The following is a 17,140-nucleotide window of genomic DNA, read 5'->3' as shown; positions in this document are numbered from 1 at the left end:
TCAAGGGGGCAGCGATGAGCGACCGTGCATATGTGATAGATGAGATGATCTCGGCGAAGGCCATCGCCGCCCGGATCGAGGAGTTGTGTCGCGAAATCAGCACTGAATACAAAGACACCGACAAGCTGGTCGTGGTCGGCCTGTTGCGCGGCAGTTTCGTCTTTATCGCCGACCTAGTGCGCGAGCTGGACCTGCCGATCGAGGTGGATTTCCTTGAAGCTTCATCCTATGGCGATTCAATGGAAAGTAGTCGAGAAGTTCGCATTCTTAAGGACTTGCGTGGCGCTATCGAAGGGCGCGACGTTCTGGTCGTCGAGGATATCGTCGATACAGGTCACACGCTGAACCACGTCACCCATTTGCTGCAAAGCCGTAAACCCGCGCGACTGAGATCCATTGCTCTGCTAGACAAACCCAGCCGGCGCGAGGTCGATTTCCGGTCCGACTGGATAGGGTTCGAGATTCCGGATGAATTTGTTGTGGGTTATGGAATCGACTATGCGCAGCGCAACCGAAACCTGCCATTCATTGGCAAGGTGCGCTTTACCGAGGATTGATCGGGCCCAGTACCTGTTGAATGGCGGCTACGAAAATCCCGGTACCGACCGGGATCAGCGCATCCGGGAAATCGTAGTCTGGGTTGTGCAGTTGTGGTGGCCCTCCTGAGCCCAGCCAGAACATAGCAGCTTTGGCGTCTTTGCCGAACTGCCCAAAATCTTCCGAGAACTTCTGCGGGTAAGCCGTCACTTCACAAGGTACATCCGTTTCAGAGCAAGATCGGCTTAGGATATCGACGGCGTCAGGCGCGTTCACACAGGCTTCGAACACATCTTCATAGGTGATCTCATATCCCAACCCTTGATCCGAAGCCGCCTGGGCAACCAGCGCTTCGGCCTCATCGATCAGGCTTTGCATCCGCGCATCAGCGACGGTGCGCAATGTCACCCACAGCTCAGCCCGGCCCGGCGCCACGCCAAAGGACGGTTCACCAAGATTGACATGCGTCACGGTCGTCAGCGCGAAATCGGCGTCCAGCGAACCGCCACTTCCCAGCCGTGCCATTTGCGGCATCAACGCGGCCAGCGCCCCAGCCGGAGAAACGCCATCCTGCGGCGCCGCCGCATGCGAGGTCTTGCCCGACAGAACAACCTTCATCCCGCGAGACGCGCAGTTCGCTGGTCCTTCGCACAACTGCACATCACCCAATGGTAGCCCCGGCAGATTGTGCAGGGAAAACACATAATCCGGCGCTACCTCGGGAAACTTGGGATCGGTCCGATAGGCAATGGCCCCCTGCCCGGTTTCCTCAGCGGGTTGGAAGATCAAAACCACCCGGCCTAGCTGAGGACGATTCTGGTTCAGATGGTCTGCGACACCCAGAACCATCACCATATGCCCGTCATGCCCACACAGATGTCCTTTGCCTGGAATGCGCGAGGCATAGGCTGCGCCGGACAGCTCTTGAATGGGCAAACCATCAAGCTCGCATCGAATGGCAACTGTCAGCCCGGCCTGCCCGCTGTCGAACACACCCGCCACGCCGTGCCCACCGATTCCCGTCAAAACCTGATCTGCGCCACGGGCACGCAATTCGTCCGCGATCCGAGCGGCCGTCAACTCTTCTTGGCCCGAAAGTTCCGGGGATTGGTGCAGTTCGTGACGCAGGCGGTTAAGCTGCGCGCGTGTGTCAGGTGTCACCCTTGCTCCAACTTCTTCTGACGTGCATCGCGCAGGCGGGCAAAATCGTCGCCCGCGTGGTAGGATGACCGGGTCAGAGGCGTTGCCGACACCATCAGGAAGCCTTTGCCAAAGGCCGCTTTCTCATAAGATGCGAACTCTTCAGGCGTGACAAAGCGGTCGACGCCATGGTGTTTCGGCGTGGGCTGCAGGTATTGGCCGATGGTCAGAAAATCGATGTCAGCGGCGCGCATGTCATCCATGACTTGCCGGACCTGCTGTTCGTCTTCCCCCAGACCGACCATGATGCCCGATTTAGTGAAAATCGAAGGGTCCATTTCTTTGACCCGCTGCAACAGGCGCAGCGAATGGAAATAGCGCGCACCGGGGCGCACTTCGGGATACAGCCCCGGGACGGTTTCAAGGTTGTGGTTGAACACGTCCGGCTTGGCTTCGACTACAACTTCCAGAACCGAGGGGTCACACTTCAGAAAATCTGGCGTAAGAATCTCGATCGTTGTCTTGGGCGAACGGTGCCGTACGGCGCGAATGGTCTGCGCGAAATGCTCCGCCCCACCGTCGGCCAGGTCATCGCGGTCCACAGACGTTATGACCACATGGTTCAGCCCCAGTTTCTGCACGGCGTGTGCCACGCGTCCGGGCTCAAACGCGTCCAGATCATCTGGGCGGCCGGTGGCAATGTTGCAGAATGTACAGCCGCGGGTACAGATCTCGCCCATGATCATCATGGTGGCGTGGCCCTGGCTCCAGCATTCGCCCACATTCGGACACCCGGCCTCTTCGCAGACCGTAACCAGATTGTTCTCGCGCATGATTTTGTGAGTTTCGGCATAGCCCTTACCACCGGGTGCCTTTACGCGAATCCACTTCGGCTTTTTCGGTTGCGCATTGTCCTGACGATGCGCCTTTTCGGGATGACGTTGTTCGGGGATCTTCAGATCACGCACGGTTTGCTTTCCTGACTTTGGGTCATTTTGCTTCGACATAATATAAACTGCAGCGGTTAGCTACGCCACCCATGCATAGCTGCCATAACAGCGCACTATGCAATTGCAGAAGAGCACCCAGCAAATCCCGACAAAATTTCATTGAAAACAGCACGATTTGAGGCCTTCACAAGAATTCGTGTTCGCAGCAATAATCACGTTGAAGCCAATTTAGAACTGTTTTAAATCTTCAGCAGTTCACAGATGAATCACAGGAAATTGAGCATGAAATCCGGTACTAAACTGCCTGACGTAACCTTTCACACCCGCGTCCGTGACGAGGCTGTCGAAGGCCCCAACCCGTTCCGTTGGGAAGACAAGACCACTGCAGATTACTTTGCCGGTAAACGGGTGATCCTGTTCTCGTTGCCCGGTGCATTCACCCCCACCTGTTCGACCTACCAACTGCCCGGGTTTGAAAACGGCTATGCCGAATTCAAGGAAAAAGGAATCGACGACATCTATTGCATGTCAGTGAATGACAGCTTTGTCATGAACAAATGGGCACAGGATCAAGGTCTGGAAAACGTCAAGGTCATTCCAGACGGATCGGGCGAGTTCACTCGCAAGATGGGCATGCTGGTCGACAAGGACAATCTGGGTTTCGGCATGCGCTCGTGGCGCTATGCCGCCATCATCAATGACGGTGTGGTTGAGGCATGGTTCGAAGAGCCCGGCCTGATGGATAACTGCCCCGAAGACCCCTATGGCGTGTCGTCCCCGGACAACCTTAAAAAGCACCTGAACGAAGCCAAAGAGCCCGCACTGGCCTAAGCTTCGCGCTAAATCAAAGCAAAGGCCCGCTCATGGCGGGTCTTTTCATTTCAGGTGCGTGTTGCGGTGACGATGTCCTCTCCGACTTTGCGGATGACCTGAGCCAGACCGTCGAACCAATCCTCGCCCACAGTCGATGCACGCCGGACCAGACCAACAGTTCGCGCCGGTTGCGGCGTGCCAAAGCGCAGCAGTTTCAATCCGGGAACAGCGTCAGATTCCGCGCGCGCGGCCAGTTCGGGCATGAGAGTCAGACCAAACCCCTCAGCCACCAATCGTGACAACGTCGCAAGCGATGACGCACCCATATTGATCAGGCCGCTGCTTCGATCCCGACCGCAGACCTCAAGCGCCTGATCGGTCAGACAGTGACCGTCATCAAGCAACATCAGTTGCGCGGTCTGCAGGTCCAGCGGCCGTAATGCTTCAGGGTTGGGGACCATGCCCTTCAAGCGCGCTGAGCTGCCAGCCAACAGGAAGCGATCCTGAAACAGAGGCAGCTCAAATAACTCACTCCCACCGGCGGGCAAAGCCATGACGCCGGCGTCGATTTCCCCGGCGCGCAGCATAGTCAGCAAACGCTCAGTTCTGGCTTCGCGCACCTGCACGCGCAACGACACATCGGACGATCGCAACCCAGCCAGCACACCCGGCAGTAAATATGGCGCGATCGTTGGGATGATCCCGATCGCCAACGACCTGTGCCCCCCAGAGCGATCCTTGGCAAACTGATCTAACCTGTCCGCCGCTCCAAGAACCTGACGCGCATGATCCAGCACGTCGCGCCCTAGCGGGGTCAGCAGAATATCACGCGCCTGACGTTCGAAAAGCTGACCGCCCAAACTGTCCTCTAACGCCTTGATCTGCACGGACAAGGCGGGCTGAGACACGTGGCACACCTGGGCGGCCCGACCGAAATTGCGCTGTTCTGCGACTGCACTGAAGTATTTCAGCTGTCTAAGGGTAAAATTCATAACCTTTGATTATCACCCATCCACCCAAGTGCAACCAAAACATATTGCACCGTTAACCGATCATGCGATTGCGCTCGGACTGCCCTTCATAATGTCGCTTGAGCCGCTGCAACGCGATCCGCAACACGATCTTGCCCGAGCGCGCCGACCAGCCCATCCGCTTTTCCGCAAGCTCTAGCCCTTCGAGGTAGCAACAGCAGCGCAAAGCAACATCGCTGAGACCCGGACCCAGATCTGACAAAGCATGTTCAACCCGATCCCGTGCGTCCGACGCCCCGTGCCCAGCATGAGCTTCACTGTTGAAACCACCGCGCCCCCCTGCAGTCAGAAAATGGTCCCAATTCTGTGCGACCTGAGGGCCAATCTGCGCCAGTTCGAAATCCTCACGCAGGCGTTCGCCCGCCGCCACAAGTGTTTCATCAAGAAAAGGCTTTCCATCCCGATCTCGCCGACGTGCCAATGCGATCAGGGGACTTTCCGCTGCACTATAACGAATCCGCCGAGGCCGGTCGGGTTTTGCAGTCGCGCTCTGACAGGGCGCCATTTGCGCTTGGAACGGCGCTTGTGCATCTGCCATTCCAAATTCACTACGCTCACGCGCTTTGTTCTCGGCCTCGGCAATAAGGCGACTCAGCGCCGTGCGGCCCGACGAAGAAATCCGATACCGCGAAATCCGTCCGGGATTGTCGCAGGAAATCCAGTCTTTCAGCGCCAGCGCCTGCGCAATCTTGCAATCCACAACGGCTGTTCGTGTGGCGCCGCTGTCTCCGGTGTCGCGGACCACCACGGCCTTGTCCATTTCCTCAGCCACCGCAAGCACTGACCCCGTTTCACACAAACGGCGCAAAATTCGCAGTGCCTCGCGGTTGAATTCTTCGTCCTTGGCGGCGGCGGTTTCCTGTTCGGTCACAGCCAAGGCCCCGAATTGGATCGAGCCCGTGCCATCGGCTGAATCCGAGTAATGCGTTTCGGCCAGAGATTGCAACGCAGCATCCACCAAAGGATCGTCACGGCGCATTTCGATGCGCCTGATTTGTCTGAGTATGGTCGAAGCATGGCACCCCGCAGATCGCGCAATATCGCGGATCGACTGGCCGGTCTCTGTGTGGGCAAGGTATCTTTGTGCCCCCTCAGGTACCCAACCCGGAATGGTGAATGCCATGTTGTTTTCCATAGTTACTTGTCCTCGTCGACACAACAATCTGTTCTCAATCGCCCCCGATGAAGTGGTTAACCAATTCTAACTAGAGTCGCTTTCGTTACTTGTTCGTTAACCCGCGGTGACAAGAACCAGATTTGATTCAAAAACATAAACACTCATGAAGTCATAGTTCGGCACGAACCCAATCAAGGCAACACCCGCTAAAGTTGTGCGATACAATCAGGGACGTTCACCTAGACAAAGGACCCCGGAATGCAGGACCTGATGACCATGATTACCACCCTCCGCCGCCCTCGCCTGTTGGCTCGGGCCGCGAGACACGGGGTGCAGGACTATGACCGGGACCGGCATCTGCAGCGCATCCTTGGCTACGGATCGCTGCCTGGTACAGGCGCGGCACTGGTGCGGCTTATGGAAATGGAACGGGAAGTTAACGCGCAGCGTTTAGAAGAGGACGCAGCTTATTCGCTGGTCCGTCATCTGGACCTACTGATCGCGTTGTTGGGCGAGGCGCAGCTGTTTCAGGCCAGCCGCGCCGCGCAATATCAGTGATCAGGTAAAGGCATCCGGCATGGATGCTTTTTTCTTGTCAATGTACTCGTTCAGAGCAGCATTGATTGCCGGGTCGAGTTGCGGTTGCTGGTAGTTGGCCAGCAGATGCTCGACTCGGGCAGATGCCAGTTGGCGCGTGTCACGCGCGCCTTCATCTTCCCAAGTTTCGAACGGTTTATAGTCCAGCAATTCCGACTTCCAGAACGCGTCCTTGAAGTTCGCCTGCGTATGCGCACAACCCAGATAGTGGCCGCCCGGACCAACCTCGCGGATCGCATCCATCGCCTGCGCATTCTCGTCGTAAGCCACGCCTTTGGCCAAGCCGTGCAGCACGCCAAGTTGATCCGCATCCATGACGAACTTCTCGAAATCCGCAACCAGACCGCCTTCAAGCCAACCGCAGGAATGCAGCATGAAGTTCACGCCTGACATCAGGCCCATGTTTAGCGAGTTTGCTGTTTCGTAAGCAGCCTGCGCGTCGGGCAGTTTCGAGCCACAGAACGACCCGGCCGAGCGGAACGGTAGGTTCAGGCGACGCGCCAGCTGACCCGCACCATAGGTGACCATCGACGCCTCGGGCGTACCGAAGGTCGGCGCGCCCGAATTCATGTCAATCGATGACACGAAGGCCCCAAAGATCGCCGGGGCACCCGGACGGATGATCTGGCTATACGCGACACCGGCCAGAACTTCGGCCAGAACCTGCGTCAGCGTCCCTGCCACCGAAACCGGTGCCATCGCGCCACCCACGATAAAGGGAGAGATAATGCAGGCCTGATTGTTAGCCGCGTAAACTTCAAGCGAACCCATCATCACGTCGTCGAAGGTCATCGGCGAGTTGATGTTGGTCAGCGAGGTCATCACTGTGTTTTCCTGCACGAACTCTTTGCCGAACAAGATCTCGCACATCTCTACCGAATCCTGCGCCCGGCTGGGGTCGGTGACCGAGCCCATGAATGGCTTGTCCGACAGGGTCATGTGCGCCATCAGCATGTCCAGGTGACGCTTGTTCACCGGCACGTCGGTCGGTTCGCACACAGTCCCGCCCGAGTGGTGCAACCACTTGGACATGTAGGCCAGTTTCACGAACTTGTTGAAATCGTCCATGGTCGCATAGCGACGGCCACCTTGCGCGTCGCGCACGAATGGAGGGCCGTATACCGGTGCCAGCACCAGATTGCGGCCCCCGATGACAACCGATTTCTCGGGGTTGCGCGCGTGTTGTGTGAACTCGCTAGGGGCAGTTTTGATCAGCTCGCGCGCCAAACCGCGCGGGATGCGAACACGTTCACCATCGACATCGGCTCCGGCATCTTTCCAGCGCTGCAGCGCGCCCGGATTGTCGACGAAGTTAACGCCGACCTCAGCCAGAATGGTTTCCGCATTGGTTTCAATGATCTCCAACGCTTCTGCGTTGAGGACCTCGAAATTCGGAATATTCCGTTCGATGTATTTTGCAGTTTCGATTCGAACTGCGGTGCGCTCGGCCCTGCGGGCGGCACCACCACCGCCTCTGGCTCTGCGTCGGGTGTTTGCCTCTGCCATGAGATAATCCCGTTAGTCATGTTCACGTTGCAAATCGTGTTACCGGAACCGCAGATCACACCAGACGTGGATTACGGCGCTATAGGGGTAAAAGCGACATGATCGCCTATTCAATGTCGTTTGAACCCCTAATTCCTGACGCTCATGATAAAAGCATGGAACCGAATTCGCAAAAACCGCCTAACCGCTAGCTGAGCGAAAACCCCTTTACGCGACAGAATTTGGGTACGTCGCATTTCGCAAGATGGTTATGAGAAATCTAAATTGACGGGCTGACAAACCTCAAAGGTTTTTGCGCATAGCAACCGAATTCCCGGCCACTTCAGCTTCGATCCAGCCGAGATGCGCGTAAATCGCCCTCGTATCCTGCATCAAACGATGGGTGCGCAGTTCCATATGGGTGCAGCCAACCTCGCACGCTTCGGCCTCGGCGTAAGACAACAACTTTCCGGCAACTCCCTGCCCCTGCGCCGAAGGTGAGACCGCCAAGTTGACGACCTTCATCACAGCACCTTGTTGCGCAAAGATTATCACCCCTGCCAACCCATCATCACTGTGGGCCAGGACCACGCGATGGTCCGCGATGTCCTTCGCTAAACCACCCGTTACATCGGGCAGATCTGCGATGTTTTTAAGCGCCTTGGCATAAGCCGCCGCAATGCAGTCTGTGACCGCCTCGACGTCATCCTGCGTTGCATCCGTGAAACGAATGACGGCCATTGATCCCATCTCCCTCTGCATCTGGCTGAAATCGCCTTCATAACGCTTGCACATAACCGCCGCGCGACCTAAGAGCCAGTCATGAGCCAGACATCCCATGACCGCCTTCTGATCATCGACTTCGGCAGCCAGGTGACGCAGCTGATCGCACGCCGCCTGCGCGAGTTGAATGTCTATTGTGAAATCCACCCCTATCAAAACGTCACGATGGACTTTGTGCGCGAAATGGCGCCCAAGGCCGTGATCTTTTCCGGTGGGCCGGACAGCGTGACGCGCGAGGGGTCCCCCCGCGCCCCGCAAGAGATTTTTGACTACGGCGTGCCGATACTTGGCATCTGCTACGGTCAACAGGTGATGATGCATCAACTTGGCGGCAAGGTCGAAAGCGGCCATGGCACTGCCGAGTTCGGTCGCGCTTTTGTCACTCCGAAAAACCAACTGGACATTCTTAACGGCTGGTTCGCGGATGGTGACGAACAAGTCTGGATGAGCCACGGAGATCACGTCAGCGAAATCGCACCCGGGTTCGAGGTCTTCGGCACCTCGCCCAATGCGCCTTATGCAATCACGGCTGATACCAACCGTCACTTTTATGCCGTTCAGTTTCACCCCGAAGTGCACCACACGCCCAAAGGCGCGAAACTGTACGAAAACTTCGTGAAACTGGCCGGGTTCAGCGGTGACTGGACAATGGGTGCCTATCGCGAACAGATGATCGAAAAGATCCGCGAACAAGTCGGCGACAAAAAGGTTATCTGTGGCTTGTCCGGCGGCGTCGACAGCTCGGTCGCGGCGATCCTGATTCACGAAGCAATTGGCGATCAACTGACTTGCGTGTTTGTCGATCACGGCCTGTTGCGCAAGAACGAGGCCGAAGAAGTCGTCGGTATGTTCCGCGACAACTACAACATTCAGTTGATACACGCAGATGAAAGCGACCTTTTTTTGGGCGAGCTGGACGGCCAATCCGACCCGGAAACCAAACGCAAGATCATCGGAAAGCTGTTCATCGACGTGTTCCAGAAACACGCTGATACGATCGAAGGGGCCGAATTCCTGGCCCAGGGCACGCTCTATCCCGACGTGATCGAATCGGTTTCGTTCTCGGGCGGCCCCTCGGTCACGATCAAGTCGCACCACAATGTCGGAGGCCTGCCTGAAAAGATGGGCCTGAAACTGGTCGAACCCCTGCGAGAGCTGTTCAAAGACGAGGTTCGCGCACTGGGCCGCGAACTTGGCCTGCCGCAGAGCTTCATCGGGCGCCACCCCTTCCCCGGGCCGGGTCTGGCGATTCGCTGCCCAGGCGAGATCACCCGTGAAAAACTGGAAATCCTGCGCGAAGCCGACGCCATCTATATCGACCAGATTCGCAAACATGGTCTGTATGATGATATCTGGCAGGCTTTTGTTGCCATCCTTCCGGTACGCACCGTCGGTGTGATGGGTGACGGGCGCACATATGATTATGCATGTGCGCTGCGTGCCGTAACTTCGGTCGATGGCATGACCGCCGACTACTATCCGTTCAGCCACGAATTCCTCGGTGAGACCGCCACGCGGATCATCAACGAGGTCAAGGGCATCAACCGATGCACTTATGACATCACCTCGAAACCTCCGGGAACGATTGAGTGGGAATGACAATAAGCCGGGCTTTGACCCGGCTTTTTTTGTTTAAGTCCTGCAAGAAACCCATAGGTTTTAAATTAGAATTCCGCGATTCCCGCAGGCAGGTAAATGGACAGCAGCAGACCGCAGATCGGCAAAGCCGCGCTTTGGATGACGGGGGCAATTGCTTCTTTCTCATCGATGGCGGTTGCCGGTCGCGAATTGAGCGTGGCCCATGATACATTCGAAATCATGTTATACCGCAGCCTCGTCGGCATCTTCGTTGTAGCGGTGATTCTGACCCTGTCGCGCAAATGGGATCAGGTCTCGACATACAGACTGGGGCTGCACGGTGTCCGAAACCTGACGCATTTTATTGGTCAGAATTTGTGGTTCTACGCGGTAACCGTCATTCCTCTAGCACAGGTTTTTGCGCTTGAGTTTACGCAACCCATCTGGGTGATCCTGCTGTCTCCGCTGCTGCTGAAGGAACGGCTAACACCTGTACGCGCGCTGTCTGCCTTGATTGGTTTTGCCGGTGTCCTGCTTATTACCCGCCCCGGTGCCGTGCCTCTGAGCGCTGGTATTTTGGCTGCTGCTTTGTCTGCGGTATTCTTCGCATTTACAACGATTTCCACCAAAACCCTGACCCGTTTTGCCAGCATTGGATGCATCATGTTCTGGCTGACTGTCATGCAGGCTGTCCTGGGATTGATGGCCGCAGGGATCGATGGGCAGATCACTCTGCCAACCGCGAACACGATCCCCTTCCTGGTATTGATTGGGTTGGCAGGACTACTGGCGCATTATTGCATCACCAACGCTCTGGCTATTGCGCCTGCGACTGTGGTTGTACCATTCGATTTTGTCCGCCTGCCCACAATTGCCGTGATCGGAATGATTCTGTACCACGAGCCGCTGGATCACTGGACGCTGCTAGGAGCCGTCGTGATCTTTTCGGGCATCTTTTTGAACGTGCACGCCGAAAATCGTAACAGTTTGGCAACAGTTTCCCGACACACTCACCCTGAATAACGCACCGTCACTAGTTGACGGTAATATAACCCTCAAGAAAGTATCGAGCACCACAAGACAGATCGGCCTTCACCACTCGATAGTCTGGTCTGAATAACAGGACACCTTTTGGGAGGACAGAATGAAAAAAGCGCTTCTACAGGCGTGCGCGGTGTGCGTTGGGACAACAGGAGCTTACGCCGGCGGTCTGGATCGTAGCGGACAGGGTGTCAATATCCTGTTCGAAGAGGGATCAGTTGTACAATTCCGTCTCGGCTATACTGATCCAAGCGTAAGCGGCACTCAAAATGGCGTGGATTCCGGCAATGTTGCCGAGTCATTCTTCACACCGCATTTAGCCTATAAACATGCTTTTACAGACAGGCTGGATTTCGCACTGGTCTATGATGAGCCGTTCGGCGCGGATATCGAGTATCCGTCAAACTACCCGTTGTCGATTAACCCGACAACGCCGTTTGGTGGGCGCACGGATGTTCTGCGCGCCAAAGCGGATGTGGACGCAATTACTGCGCTTGTTCGGTATAAATTCGACGGTGGCTTCAGCGCTATCGGAGGTCTCCGCGCGCAACGTTTGAAAGCCAACGTGGCAGTGCCCGCCGCTGCGGGGTACGAAGTCGACACAGATTCTGACATCGCATTTGGGTATGTCGTCGGCGTTGCGTGGGAAAAGCCAGAAATTGCCGCACGTGTGGCTCTGACTTACAACTCAAAAATCACACACGATTTTTCCCAGACAGAGTCATTCAACTTCGTGCCGCCTGTATTCCCGCCTAGTGCGGTGCTGGTCACAGCGGAAACCGAGTCTGAGATTGAATCACCTCAATCCATCAATCTGGATTTCCAAACCGGTGTAGCCCCCAAAACATTGCTGTTTGGTTCAATTCGATGGGTGGACTGGCCGCAAACTGTTTTTGCGCCGCCCAACTATGTCAACATTGTCGGGGATAACCTCGTCGACTACGAAGATGATACGTTCACGTATACGCTGGGGCTCGGCTATCAGTTCTCGGAAGAATTTTCGGGTGCGGTAACTGCTGGGTATGAAACATCCACTGGTTCCGAAGTCACAAATTTGGGCCCGACAGATGGGTTCTGGAGCCTTGGGCTCGGTGGAACCTACTCTCTCGAACGCGCTCAGATTTCCGGTGGTGTCCGGTATACAGACATTGGAGACGCCACTACCACCACCGGAGGAGAATTCAGCGGCAACAGCGCTTGGAGCGTCGGCTTCCAGATCACTTACTCGCTGGGCTGATCCATAAAACAATGAACGTTGAACCCCGCCCTTCCGGCGGGGTTTTCTTGTGCGTTACCAAGATTTCAATTACCTCGGCCATTGCAGGCGCACAGGAATTTAACGGTGCTGCCACCTTGGGCTATGGACAATCTTCCATTTCCAACGGCGGTGGCGATTTCGGCACCTTCACCGGCGATTTCACCGGTACTTTGAGCTTCGACAACGGTCTGCACTGGGGCTTTGACGCCAAGTATTACAATGCCGATCCCGACAATATTTCCGGGGATGTTTCGCTTTGGGATCTGGGCACGACATTGAACTACCAATTTGACAACGGCGGCGTTCTGGGTGGCTATCTCGACTATGCCGGGTTCGAAGCCTGGATCGGCGAATCGGAAACCTCCCCAAGCCTGCCAAACGGCACGGATTGGACCGATTTCGGCGCACGATTCCGCTATCAAGTGTCGGATAGTGCCGTATTCGGCGGTCACTATGTTCGCAGCGACGTGTCAGGTGGTGGCGTAAACCTTGACCTATATAGTGTTGGCCTTGGCGGTTACTATCGGTTCAACAGCGGTTGGGGGACTTATGCAGGTCTCGTGCATCAGTCGTTTAGCTACTCGATTTGGATTCCACAACGAAGGGTATCGGCGGACTATAACCTGCTTGAGACCAACGAAGCTCTCGGACAAGTGTCTCTGGAACAGGCCAGAACGGATATCGAAATCGGTCGTGCAAGCGGCGATATCGACACCCTTCGCTTTGGTCTGACATTCCCCCTTAGCGGCCCCACCTCCTCCACTCTGTTCAACAGCACAGCCCGCGCGTCTTGATGGCATTTGGGATCATAGGGCTGCTGATCATCGCCATTCCGTTTTCCGGGATGATTTGAGAGCAGTTGTATATCGATACCAGCCAGATCTCGTGCCAGAGGGGCCGGTTAGTTTATTGGGGTGCGACCATTGTCAGGCGGCTGATCCCAAACCGTTCGGACACGCGATTGACGCCACCCGCTACCCGTTTTAGCAAGGTCGGAAAAAAGGACGGCGGACAATGATCTACAGCTCGGCAAAAGATTGGCGCAACGCGGCGCGAAAAAAGGTGCTGTTCTTTGGCATGTCGGGCCTGGGCAAAACCTATGTGTCGAACGTGCTGCGCGACTCGGGCGATTGGTTCCACTATTCGATCGATTACCGCATCGGTACCCGGTACATGGGAGAATACATCGCTGACAATGCCAAAGCCGAGGCGATGAAAGTCCCCTTTCTGCGCGAATTGCTGTTGTCGGATTCGATCTTTATCGGCTCGAATATCTCGTTCGAGAACCTGACGCCTGTCGCCGCCTATTTGGGTAAGCCCGGAAATCCGGCGCTAGGTGGTTTGGAACTGCCCGAATACAAACGCAGGCAGGAACAATTCCGGCAGGCGGAGATTCACGCTCTTCTGGATACCGAGTATTTCATCGACCGGGCACAACGTCTGTACGAATACCCGCATTTTATCTGCGACACCGGCGGGTCGATCTGCGAATGGGTAGACCCGGAAAATTCTACAGATCACGTGTTGTCCGAACTGTCTCGCCAAACCTTGATGATTTGGATTCAAGGGGATGAAGATCACACGGCAGAGCTGATCAGCCGCTTTGATAAAGCGCCCAAACCGATGTCTTATCAGCCCGAATTTCTGGTCCGTGTTTGGGACGCCTATCTGACCCAGCATAACTGCCGATCCGAGGATGTAGACCCCGACGCGTTCATCCGCTGGACTTACGCGCAGGCGCTGGCGCATCGGCAACCCCGCTATCAGGCGATGGCGGACAATTGGGGTGTAACAGTCACCGCTGATGACATGCACAAGGTCCGTGATGCCGCTGATTTCGATGAGTTGATCGAACGCACCCTTGAGACCCGCGCAAACCGGGCTTAATTACCGCCTCTACACTGTAACTCCAAAGGCTTGTACCTGATGCCGATCAAGATCCCCTCTGACCTGCCCGCATTTGACGTTCTTACCCAAGAGGGCGTATCGGTCATGGCCGAGGATCAGGCAATGCGTCAAGACATTCGCCCCCTGCGGATCGGGTTACTGAATCTGATGCCCAAGAAGATTCAGACTGAAAATCAGTTTGCCCGCCTGATCGGGGCGACTCCGTTGCAGATCGATTTGTCGCTGATCCGGATGACGGAACACCGTACCAAGAACACCGCGGCCGAGCATATGGCCGAATTCTATCGCCCTTTTCAGGAGGTGAAGGACGAGAAATTTGACGGGCTGATCATCACCGGTGCCCCGATTGAGCATTTGGAATTCGACAACGTCACCTATTGGGACGAAATGCGCGAAGTGTTCGAATGGACGCAGACCAATGTGCATTCTACCTTTGGTGTGTGCTGGGGTGGAATGGCGATGATCAATCACTTCCATGGCGTCAAGAAACATATGTTGGACGCTAAGGCGTTTGGTTGTTTCCGGCATGCGAACCTTAATCCGGCCTCGCCGTTCCTGCGCGGATTCTCGGATGATTGCGTGATTCCGGTCAGCCGCTGGACGGAAATGAAACAAAATGAGATTGACGCCGCTAACGGTTTGGTAACTCTGCTGGGCAGCGACGATGTCGGTCCCTGTCTGGTCGAAGATCGGAACCATCGTGCCGTCTATATCTTCAACCATTTCGAATATGACAGCGATACGTTGAAACAAGAATACGACCGCGATGTTGCCAACGGCACGCCGATCAACGTGCCCATGAATTACTATCCGGACGACGATCCAAGCCAGACACCACAGAACAGATGGCGCAGCCATGCGCATTTGCTCTATGGCAACTGGATCAGCGAGATTTATGGGACAACGCCCTATGATATCAATCGGATCGGTGTCGATCAGACCGATCTGAGGGCCTGATCCGGTGATGCGCGTCGGCCTCATAGCTTTGACTTTGCTGGTCTTGCTGTGGGCCCTCGCACTCTGGCGCGCTGGTCGGAATGAAGCCCGTGCCGAAGCCGCCTTTCCCCCCGAAGGTCAAATCGTCGAAGTCAATGGCATCCCAGTGCATGCGGTGGTGATGGGTGAAGGCCCGGATGTTGTGCTGATCCATGGGTCCAGCGGCAACACGCGCGACATGACCTTTGCCCTGGCTCCTATCCTGGCGGAAAACTACCGTGTGATTGTGTTTGACCGACCGGGTCTGGGGTATAGCGCCAGCTTCAATCCGGACGGTGAGACCATTGAGGAGCAAGCGGAAATCCTGCAAAAGGCTGCCGCGCAACTAGGTGCGGAAAAGCCCATCGTCGCAGGGCAAAGCTATGGCGGATCCGTCTCACTTGCTTGGGCTGTTACGCGGCCAGGCAATATCTCGGGGCTGGTCCTGATCGCAGCTGCCGCCATCCCGTGGGAGACACCTCTGGACGGGTTCAACACACTGGCGGCAACGCCCACCGGCAATGTCACCGCCCTGCCCCTGATCACTGCCTTTGTGCCCGAATGGTACGTTGAAAAAGCTTTGGACAAGGTGTTCGAACCGCAAACCACACCCGAAGGATATGCCGACCATTTCGGCCCCGGGCTGACCATGCGTCGGGCTTCGATGCATGCAAATGCCAAGCAGCGCGCCAATTTGCTGGAAGAAGTCCGCGCCCTACAACCGCGATACGGCGAGATCGACGTGCCGACCGAGATCGTCCATGGCACAGCCGATGATACCGTTGGGCTGGGCTGGCATTCTCATCGACTGATCAAACAAATCCCCGGCGCGGAACTGATTGAACTGCCTGGAATCGGGCACATGCCACAGGTCGTTGCTGCACCCGAAGTTGCTGCTGCCATCGACCGTGCAGCGCAACGTGCGGGTTTGCGTTAGGCCCTCCGCTAATCCATAGTAGGATATGGATTTTATGGCGAGGTAACACATGGCCCGTTCCGAAAAAGGCTCCATCGAAAAGTACTTTAAGAATGACGCCCCGAAAGAGGTGCGTTCGGCCATCGAAAAGTCCGAAAAAGGCGACATCCTGAACCCCACCTTCCCTTACGACGAACGAATGAAGCGTAAGGAATACGAAAAACAGATGGAAGAGCTTCAGATCGAACTGGTCAAGATGCAGTCCTGGCTCAAGGAAACTGACCATCGCATATTGCTTATTTTCGAAGGACGGGACGCCGCTGGCAAAGGGGGCACGATCAAGCGGTTCCGCGAAAACCTGAACCCACGCGGCGCACGCAATGTTGCGCTAAGCAAACCCTCGGACACTGAGCGCAGTCAGTGGTATTTTCAACGCTATATCGCACATCTGCCTGCCGCTGGTGAGATCGTGTTCTTTGACCGCAGCTGGTATAACCGCGGTGTTGTTGAAAACGTCTTTGGCTTTTGCACAGCGGAAGAACGTGAACGGTTTTTCCGACAGGTCCTGCCGTTGGAAACCGGTTTGGTGAATGACGGGATCAAACTGTTTAAATTCTGGCTCAATGTCGGACGAGCAGAACAGCTCAACCGTTTTTTGGCGCGTGAAACCGACCCACTGAAGCAGTGGAAACTCAGCCCGATTGATATCGCGGGTCTGAACAAATGGGATGAATACAGCCAGTCGATCGAAGAAACCCTGACGCGCAGCCACACGGAACACTGCCCCTGGACCATCGTGCGATCCGACGACAAGAAACGCGCGCGGCTGGCGGCCATTCGTACGGTTCTGCACGCGCTGGACTATGACGAAAAGGACGAAGACGCCATAGGCGCGAATGACCCCGATATCTGTGGCGGGCCAGAGATTTGGGATGCGTGACAGGTGGTGGACGAATGTCTTTTCGCGAATTATGTCATGAATTCTATAACTTGAAAAAGGGCACCTGAAGC

Annotated in this window: 17 protein-coding genes; 11 read left to right on the top strand and 6 right to left on the bottom strand. The window is 55.9% G+C overall.

Translation table 11 applies throughout. The features are described from left to right. Positions 1 to 14: 14 nt before the first annotated feature. Positions 15 to 557, top strand: coding sequence for a hypoxanthine phosphoribosyltransferase (gene hpt, locus ACR3EP_RS04190; protein WP_170348535.1), 543 nt, complete (start codon positions 15 to 17; stop codon positions 555 to 557). On the opposite strand, the gene ACR3EP_RS04185 is transcribed toward hpt, so the two are convergent. Further along, positions 544 to 1,698: an amidohydrolase gene (locus ACR3EP_RS04185; protein ID WP_480636476.1), complete on the bottom strand. Its 1,155-nt coding sequence runs from the start codon at positions 1,696 to 1,698 to the stop codon at positions 544 to 546. The genes hpt and ACR3EP_RS04185 overlap by 14 nt on opposite strands. Then, on the bottom strand, positions 1,695 to 2,645 hold the full coding sequence (gene lipA, locus ACR3EP_RS04180) for a lipoyl synthase (protein WP_170348533.1): 951 nt from the start codon (positions 2,643 to 2,645) through the stop codon (positions 1,695 to 1,697). The genes ACR3EP_RS04185 and lipA overlap by 4 nt, the downstream gene beginning before the upstream one ends. A gap of 264 nt (positions 2,646 to 2,909) precedes the next feature. On the opposite strand from lipA, the gene ACR3EP_RS04175 reads away from it, so the two are divergent. Beyond that, entirely contained in the window at positions 2,910 to 3,458 is a 549-nt protein-coding gene (locus tag ACR3EP_RS04175) for a peroxiredoxin (protein WP_170505113.1), read from the top strand. A gap of 50 nt (positions 3,459 to 3,508) precedes the next feature. Here the strand turns inward: ACR3EP_RS04175 and ACR3EP_RS04170 are convergent, their stop codons facing one another. Both ACR3EP_RS04170 and ACR3EP_RS04165 read right to left on the bottom strand, forming a co-directional pair. After that, positions 3,509 to 4,432 carry a LysR substrate-binding domain-containing protein gene (locus ACR3EP_RS04170; RefSeq protein WP_480636474.1) on the bottom strand — a complete coding sequence of 308 codons (924 nt, stop codon included), beginning with the start codon at positions 4,430 to 4,432 and terminating at the stop codon, positions 3,509 to 3,511. A gap of 52 nt (positions 4,433 to 4,484) precedes the next feature. Beyond that, positions 4,485 to 5,606, bottom strand: a complete 1,122-nt coding sequence (locus ACR3EP_RS04165; protein ID WP_480636473.1) for a DUF6456 domain-containing protein — start codon at positions 5,604 to 5,606, stop codon at positions 4,485 to 4,487. Between the two features lie 240 nt (positions 5,607 to 5,846). On the opposite strand from ACR3EP_RS04165, the gene ACR3EP_RS04160 reads away from it, so the two are divergent. After that, positions 5,847 to 6,146, top strand: a complete 300-nt coding sequence (locus tag ACR3EP_RS04160) for a DUF6477 family protein (protein WP_480636471.1) — start codon at positions 5,847 to 5,849, stop codon at positions 6,144 to 6,146. Here ACR3EP_RS04160 and ACR3EP_RS04155 read toward each other — a convergent pair whose 3' ends face one another. After that, positions 6,147 to 7,691 (bottom strand): trimethylamine methyltransferase family protein, encoded by a 1,545-nt coding sequence (locus ACR3EP_RS04155; protein WP_170358206.1) that lies wholly within the window; start codon positions 7,689 to 7,691, stop codon positions 6,147 to 6,149. It abuts the gene before it with no gap. A 282-nt stretch (positions 7,692 to 7,973) separates the two neighbouring features. Further along, positions 7,974 to 8,411 carry a GNAT family N-acetyltransferase gene (locus ACR3EP_RS04150; protein WP_480636470.1) on the bottom strand — a complete coding sequence of 146 codons (438 nt, stop codon included), beginning with the start codon at positions 8,409 to 8,411 and terminating at the stop codon, positions 7,974 to 7,976. 81 nt (positions 8,412 to 8,492) lie between these two features. Between ACR3EP_RS04150 and guaA the strand changes: the two genes are divergently transcribed. From guaA to ppk2, 8 genes are all read left to right on the top strand, one after another. After that, entirely contained in the window at positions 8,493 to 10,052 is a 1,560-nt protein-coding gene (gene guaA, locus ACR3EP_RS04145) for a glutamine-hydrolyzing GMP synthase (RefSeq protein WP_480636469.1), read from the top strand. A 96-nt stretch (positions 10,053 to 10,148) separates the two neighbouring features. Beyond that, the gene (locus ACR3EP_RS04140) at positions 10,149 to 11,054 is read left to right on the top strand and encodes a DMT family transporter (protein WP_480636468.1); all 906 of its coding nucleotides are present in this window, start codon (positions 10,149 to 10,151) and stop codon (positions 11,052 to 11,054) included. 121 nt (positions 11,055 to 11,175) lie between these two features. Further along, the gene (locus tag ACR3EP_RS04135; protein ID WP_170348524.1) at positions 11,176 to 12,309 is read left to right on the top strand and encodes an OmpP1/FadL family transporter; all 1,134 of its coding nucleotides are present in this window, start codon (positions 11,176 to 11,178) and stop codon (positions 12,307 to 12,309) included. An 11-nt stretch (positions 12,310 to 12,320) separates the two neighbouring features. Then, a complete protein-coding gene (locus tag ACR3EP_RS04130; RefSeq protein WP_480636466.1) occupies positions 12,321 to 13,124 on the top strand; it encodes a hypothetical protein in 804 nt (267 codons plus the stop codon). 220 nt (positions 13,125 to 13,344) lie between these two features. Beyond that, positions 13,345 to 14,217 carry an ATPase gene (locus ACR3EP_RS04125; RefSeq protein ID WP_480636465.1) on the top strand — a complete coding sequence of 291 codons (873 nt, stop codon included), beginning with the start codon at positions 13,345 to 13,347 and terminating at the stop codon, positions 14,215 to 14,217. 39 nt (positions 14,218 to 14,256) lie between these two features. Beyond that, positions 14,257 to 15,195 (top strand): homoserine O-acetyltransferase MetA, encoded by a 939-nt coding sequence (metA, locus tag ACR3EP_RS04120; protein ID WP_480636463.1) that lies wholly within the window; start codon positions 14,257 to 14,259, stop codon positions 15,193 to 15,195. 7 nt (positions 15,196 to 15,202) lie between these two features. Further along, positions 15,203 to 16,150 (top strand): alpha/beta fold hydrolase, encoded by a 948-nt coding sequence (locus tag ACR3EP_RS04115; protein ID WP_170358194.1) that lies wholly within the window; start codon positions 15,203 to 15,205, stop codon positions 16,148 to 16,150. 49 nt (positions 16,151 to 16,199) lie between these two features. Then, positions 16,200 to 17,069, top strand: coding sequence for a polyphosphate kinase 2 (ppk2, locus tag ACR3EP_RS04110; protein WP_170358193.1), 870 nt, complete (start codon positions 16,200 to 16,202; stop codon positions 17,067 to 17,069). Positions 17,070 to 17,140: the final 71 nt, after the last annotated feature.

Source organism: Ruegeria sp. BB10 (genome assembly GCF_056535725.1).
This window is presented reverse-complemented; position numbering and strand designations above follow the sequence as displayed.

What these genes read in the sequence shown, in the direction of transcription:
- hpt (WP_170348535.1), top strand. Translation starts at nt 15, where the DNA reads ATGAGCGACCGTGCATATGTGATAGATGAGATGATCTCGGCGAAGGCC.
- ACR3EP_RS04175 (WP_170505113.1), top strand. Translation starts at nt 2,910, where the DNA reads ATGAAATCCGGTACTAAACTGCCTGACGTAACCTTTCACACCCGCGTC.
- ACR3EP_RS04170 (WP_480636474.1), bottom strand. Translation starts at nt 4,432, where the DNA reads ATGAATTTTACCCTTAGACAGCTGAAATACTTCAGTGCAGTCGCAGAA.
- ACR3EP_RS04165 (WP_480636473.1), bottom strand. Translation starts at nt 5,606, where the DNA reads ATGGAAAACAACATGGCATTCACCATTCCGGGTTGGGTACCTGAGGGG.
- ACR3EP_RS04160 (WP_480636471.1), top strand. Translation starts at nt 5,847, where the DNA reads ATGCAGGACCTGATGACCATGATTACCACCCTCCGCCGCCCTCGCCTG.
- ACR3EP_RS04155 (WP_170358206.1), bottom strand. Translation starts at nt 7,691, where the DNA reads ATGGCAGAGGCAAACACCCGACGCAGAGCCAGAGGCGGTGGTGGTGCC.
- ACR3EP_RS04150 (WP_480636470.1), bottom strand. Translation starts at nt 8,411, where the DNA reads ATGGCCGTCATTCGTTTCACGGATGCAACGCAGGATGACGTCGAGGCG.
- guaA (WP_480636469.1), top strand. Translation starts at nt 8,493, where the DNA reads ATGAGCCAGACATCCCATGACCGCCTTCTGATCATCGACTTCGGCAGC.
- ACR3EP_RS04140 (WP_480636468.1), top strand. Translation starts at nt 10,149, where the DNA reads ATGGACAGCAGCAGACCGCAGATCGGCAAAGCCGCGCTTTGGATGACG.
- ACR3EP_RS04135 (WP_170348524.1), top strand. Translation starts at nt 11,176, where the DNA reads ATGAAAAAAGCGCTTCTACAGGCGTGCGCGGTGTGCGTTGGGACAACA.
- ACR3EP_RS04130 (WP_480636466.1), top strand. Translation starts at nt 12,321, where the DNA reads ATGAACGTTGAACCCCGCCCTTCCGGCGGGGTTTTCTTGTGCGTTACC.
- ACR3EP_RS04125 (WP_480636465.1), top strand. Translation starts at nt 13,345, where the DNA reads ATGATCTACAGCTCGGCAAAAGATTGGCGCAACGCGGCGCGAAAAAAG.
- metA (WP_480636463.1), top strand. Translation starts at nt 14,257, where the DNA reads ATGCCGATCAAGATCCCCTCTGACCTGCCCGCATTTGACGTTCTTACC.
- ACR3EP_RS04115 (WP_170358194.1), top strand. Translation starts at nt 15,203, where the DNA reads ATGCGCGTCGGCCTCATAGCTTTGACTTTGCTGGTCTTGCTGTGGGCC.
- ppk2 (WP_170358193.1), top strand. Translation starts at nt 16,200, where the DNA reads ATGGCCCGTTCCGAAAAAGGCTCCATCGAAAAGTACTTTAAGAATGAC.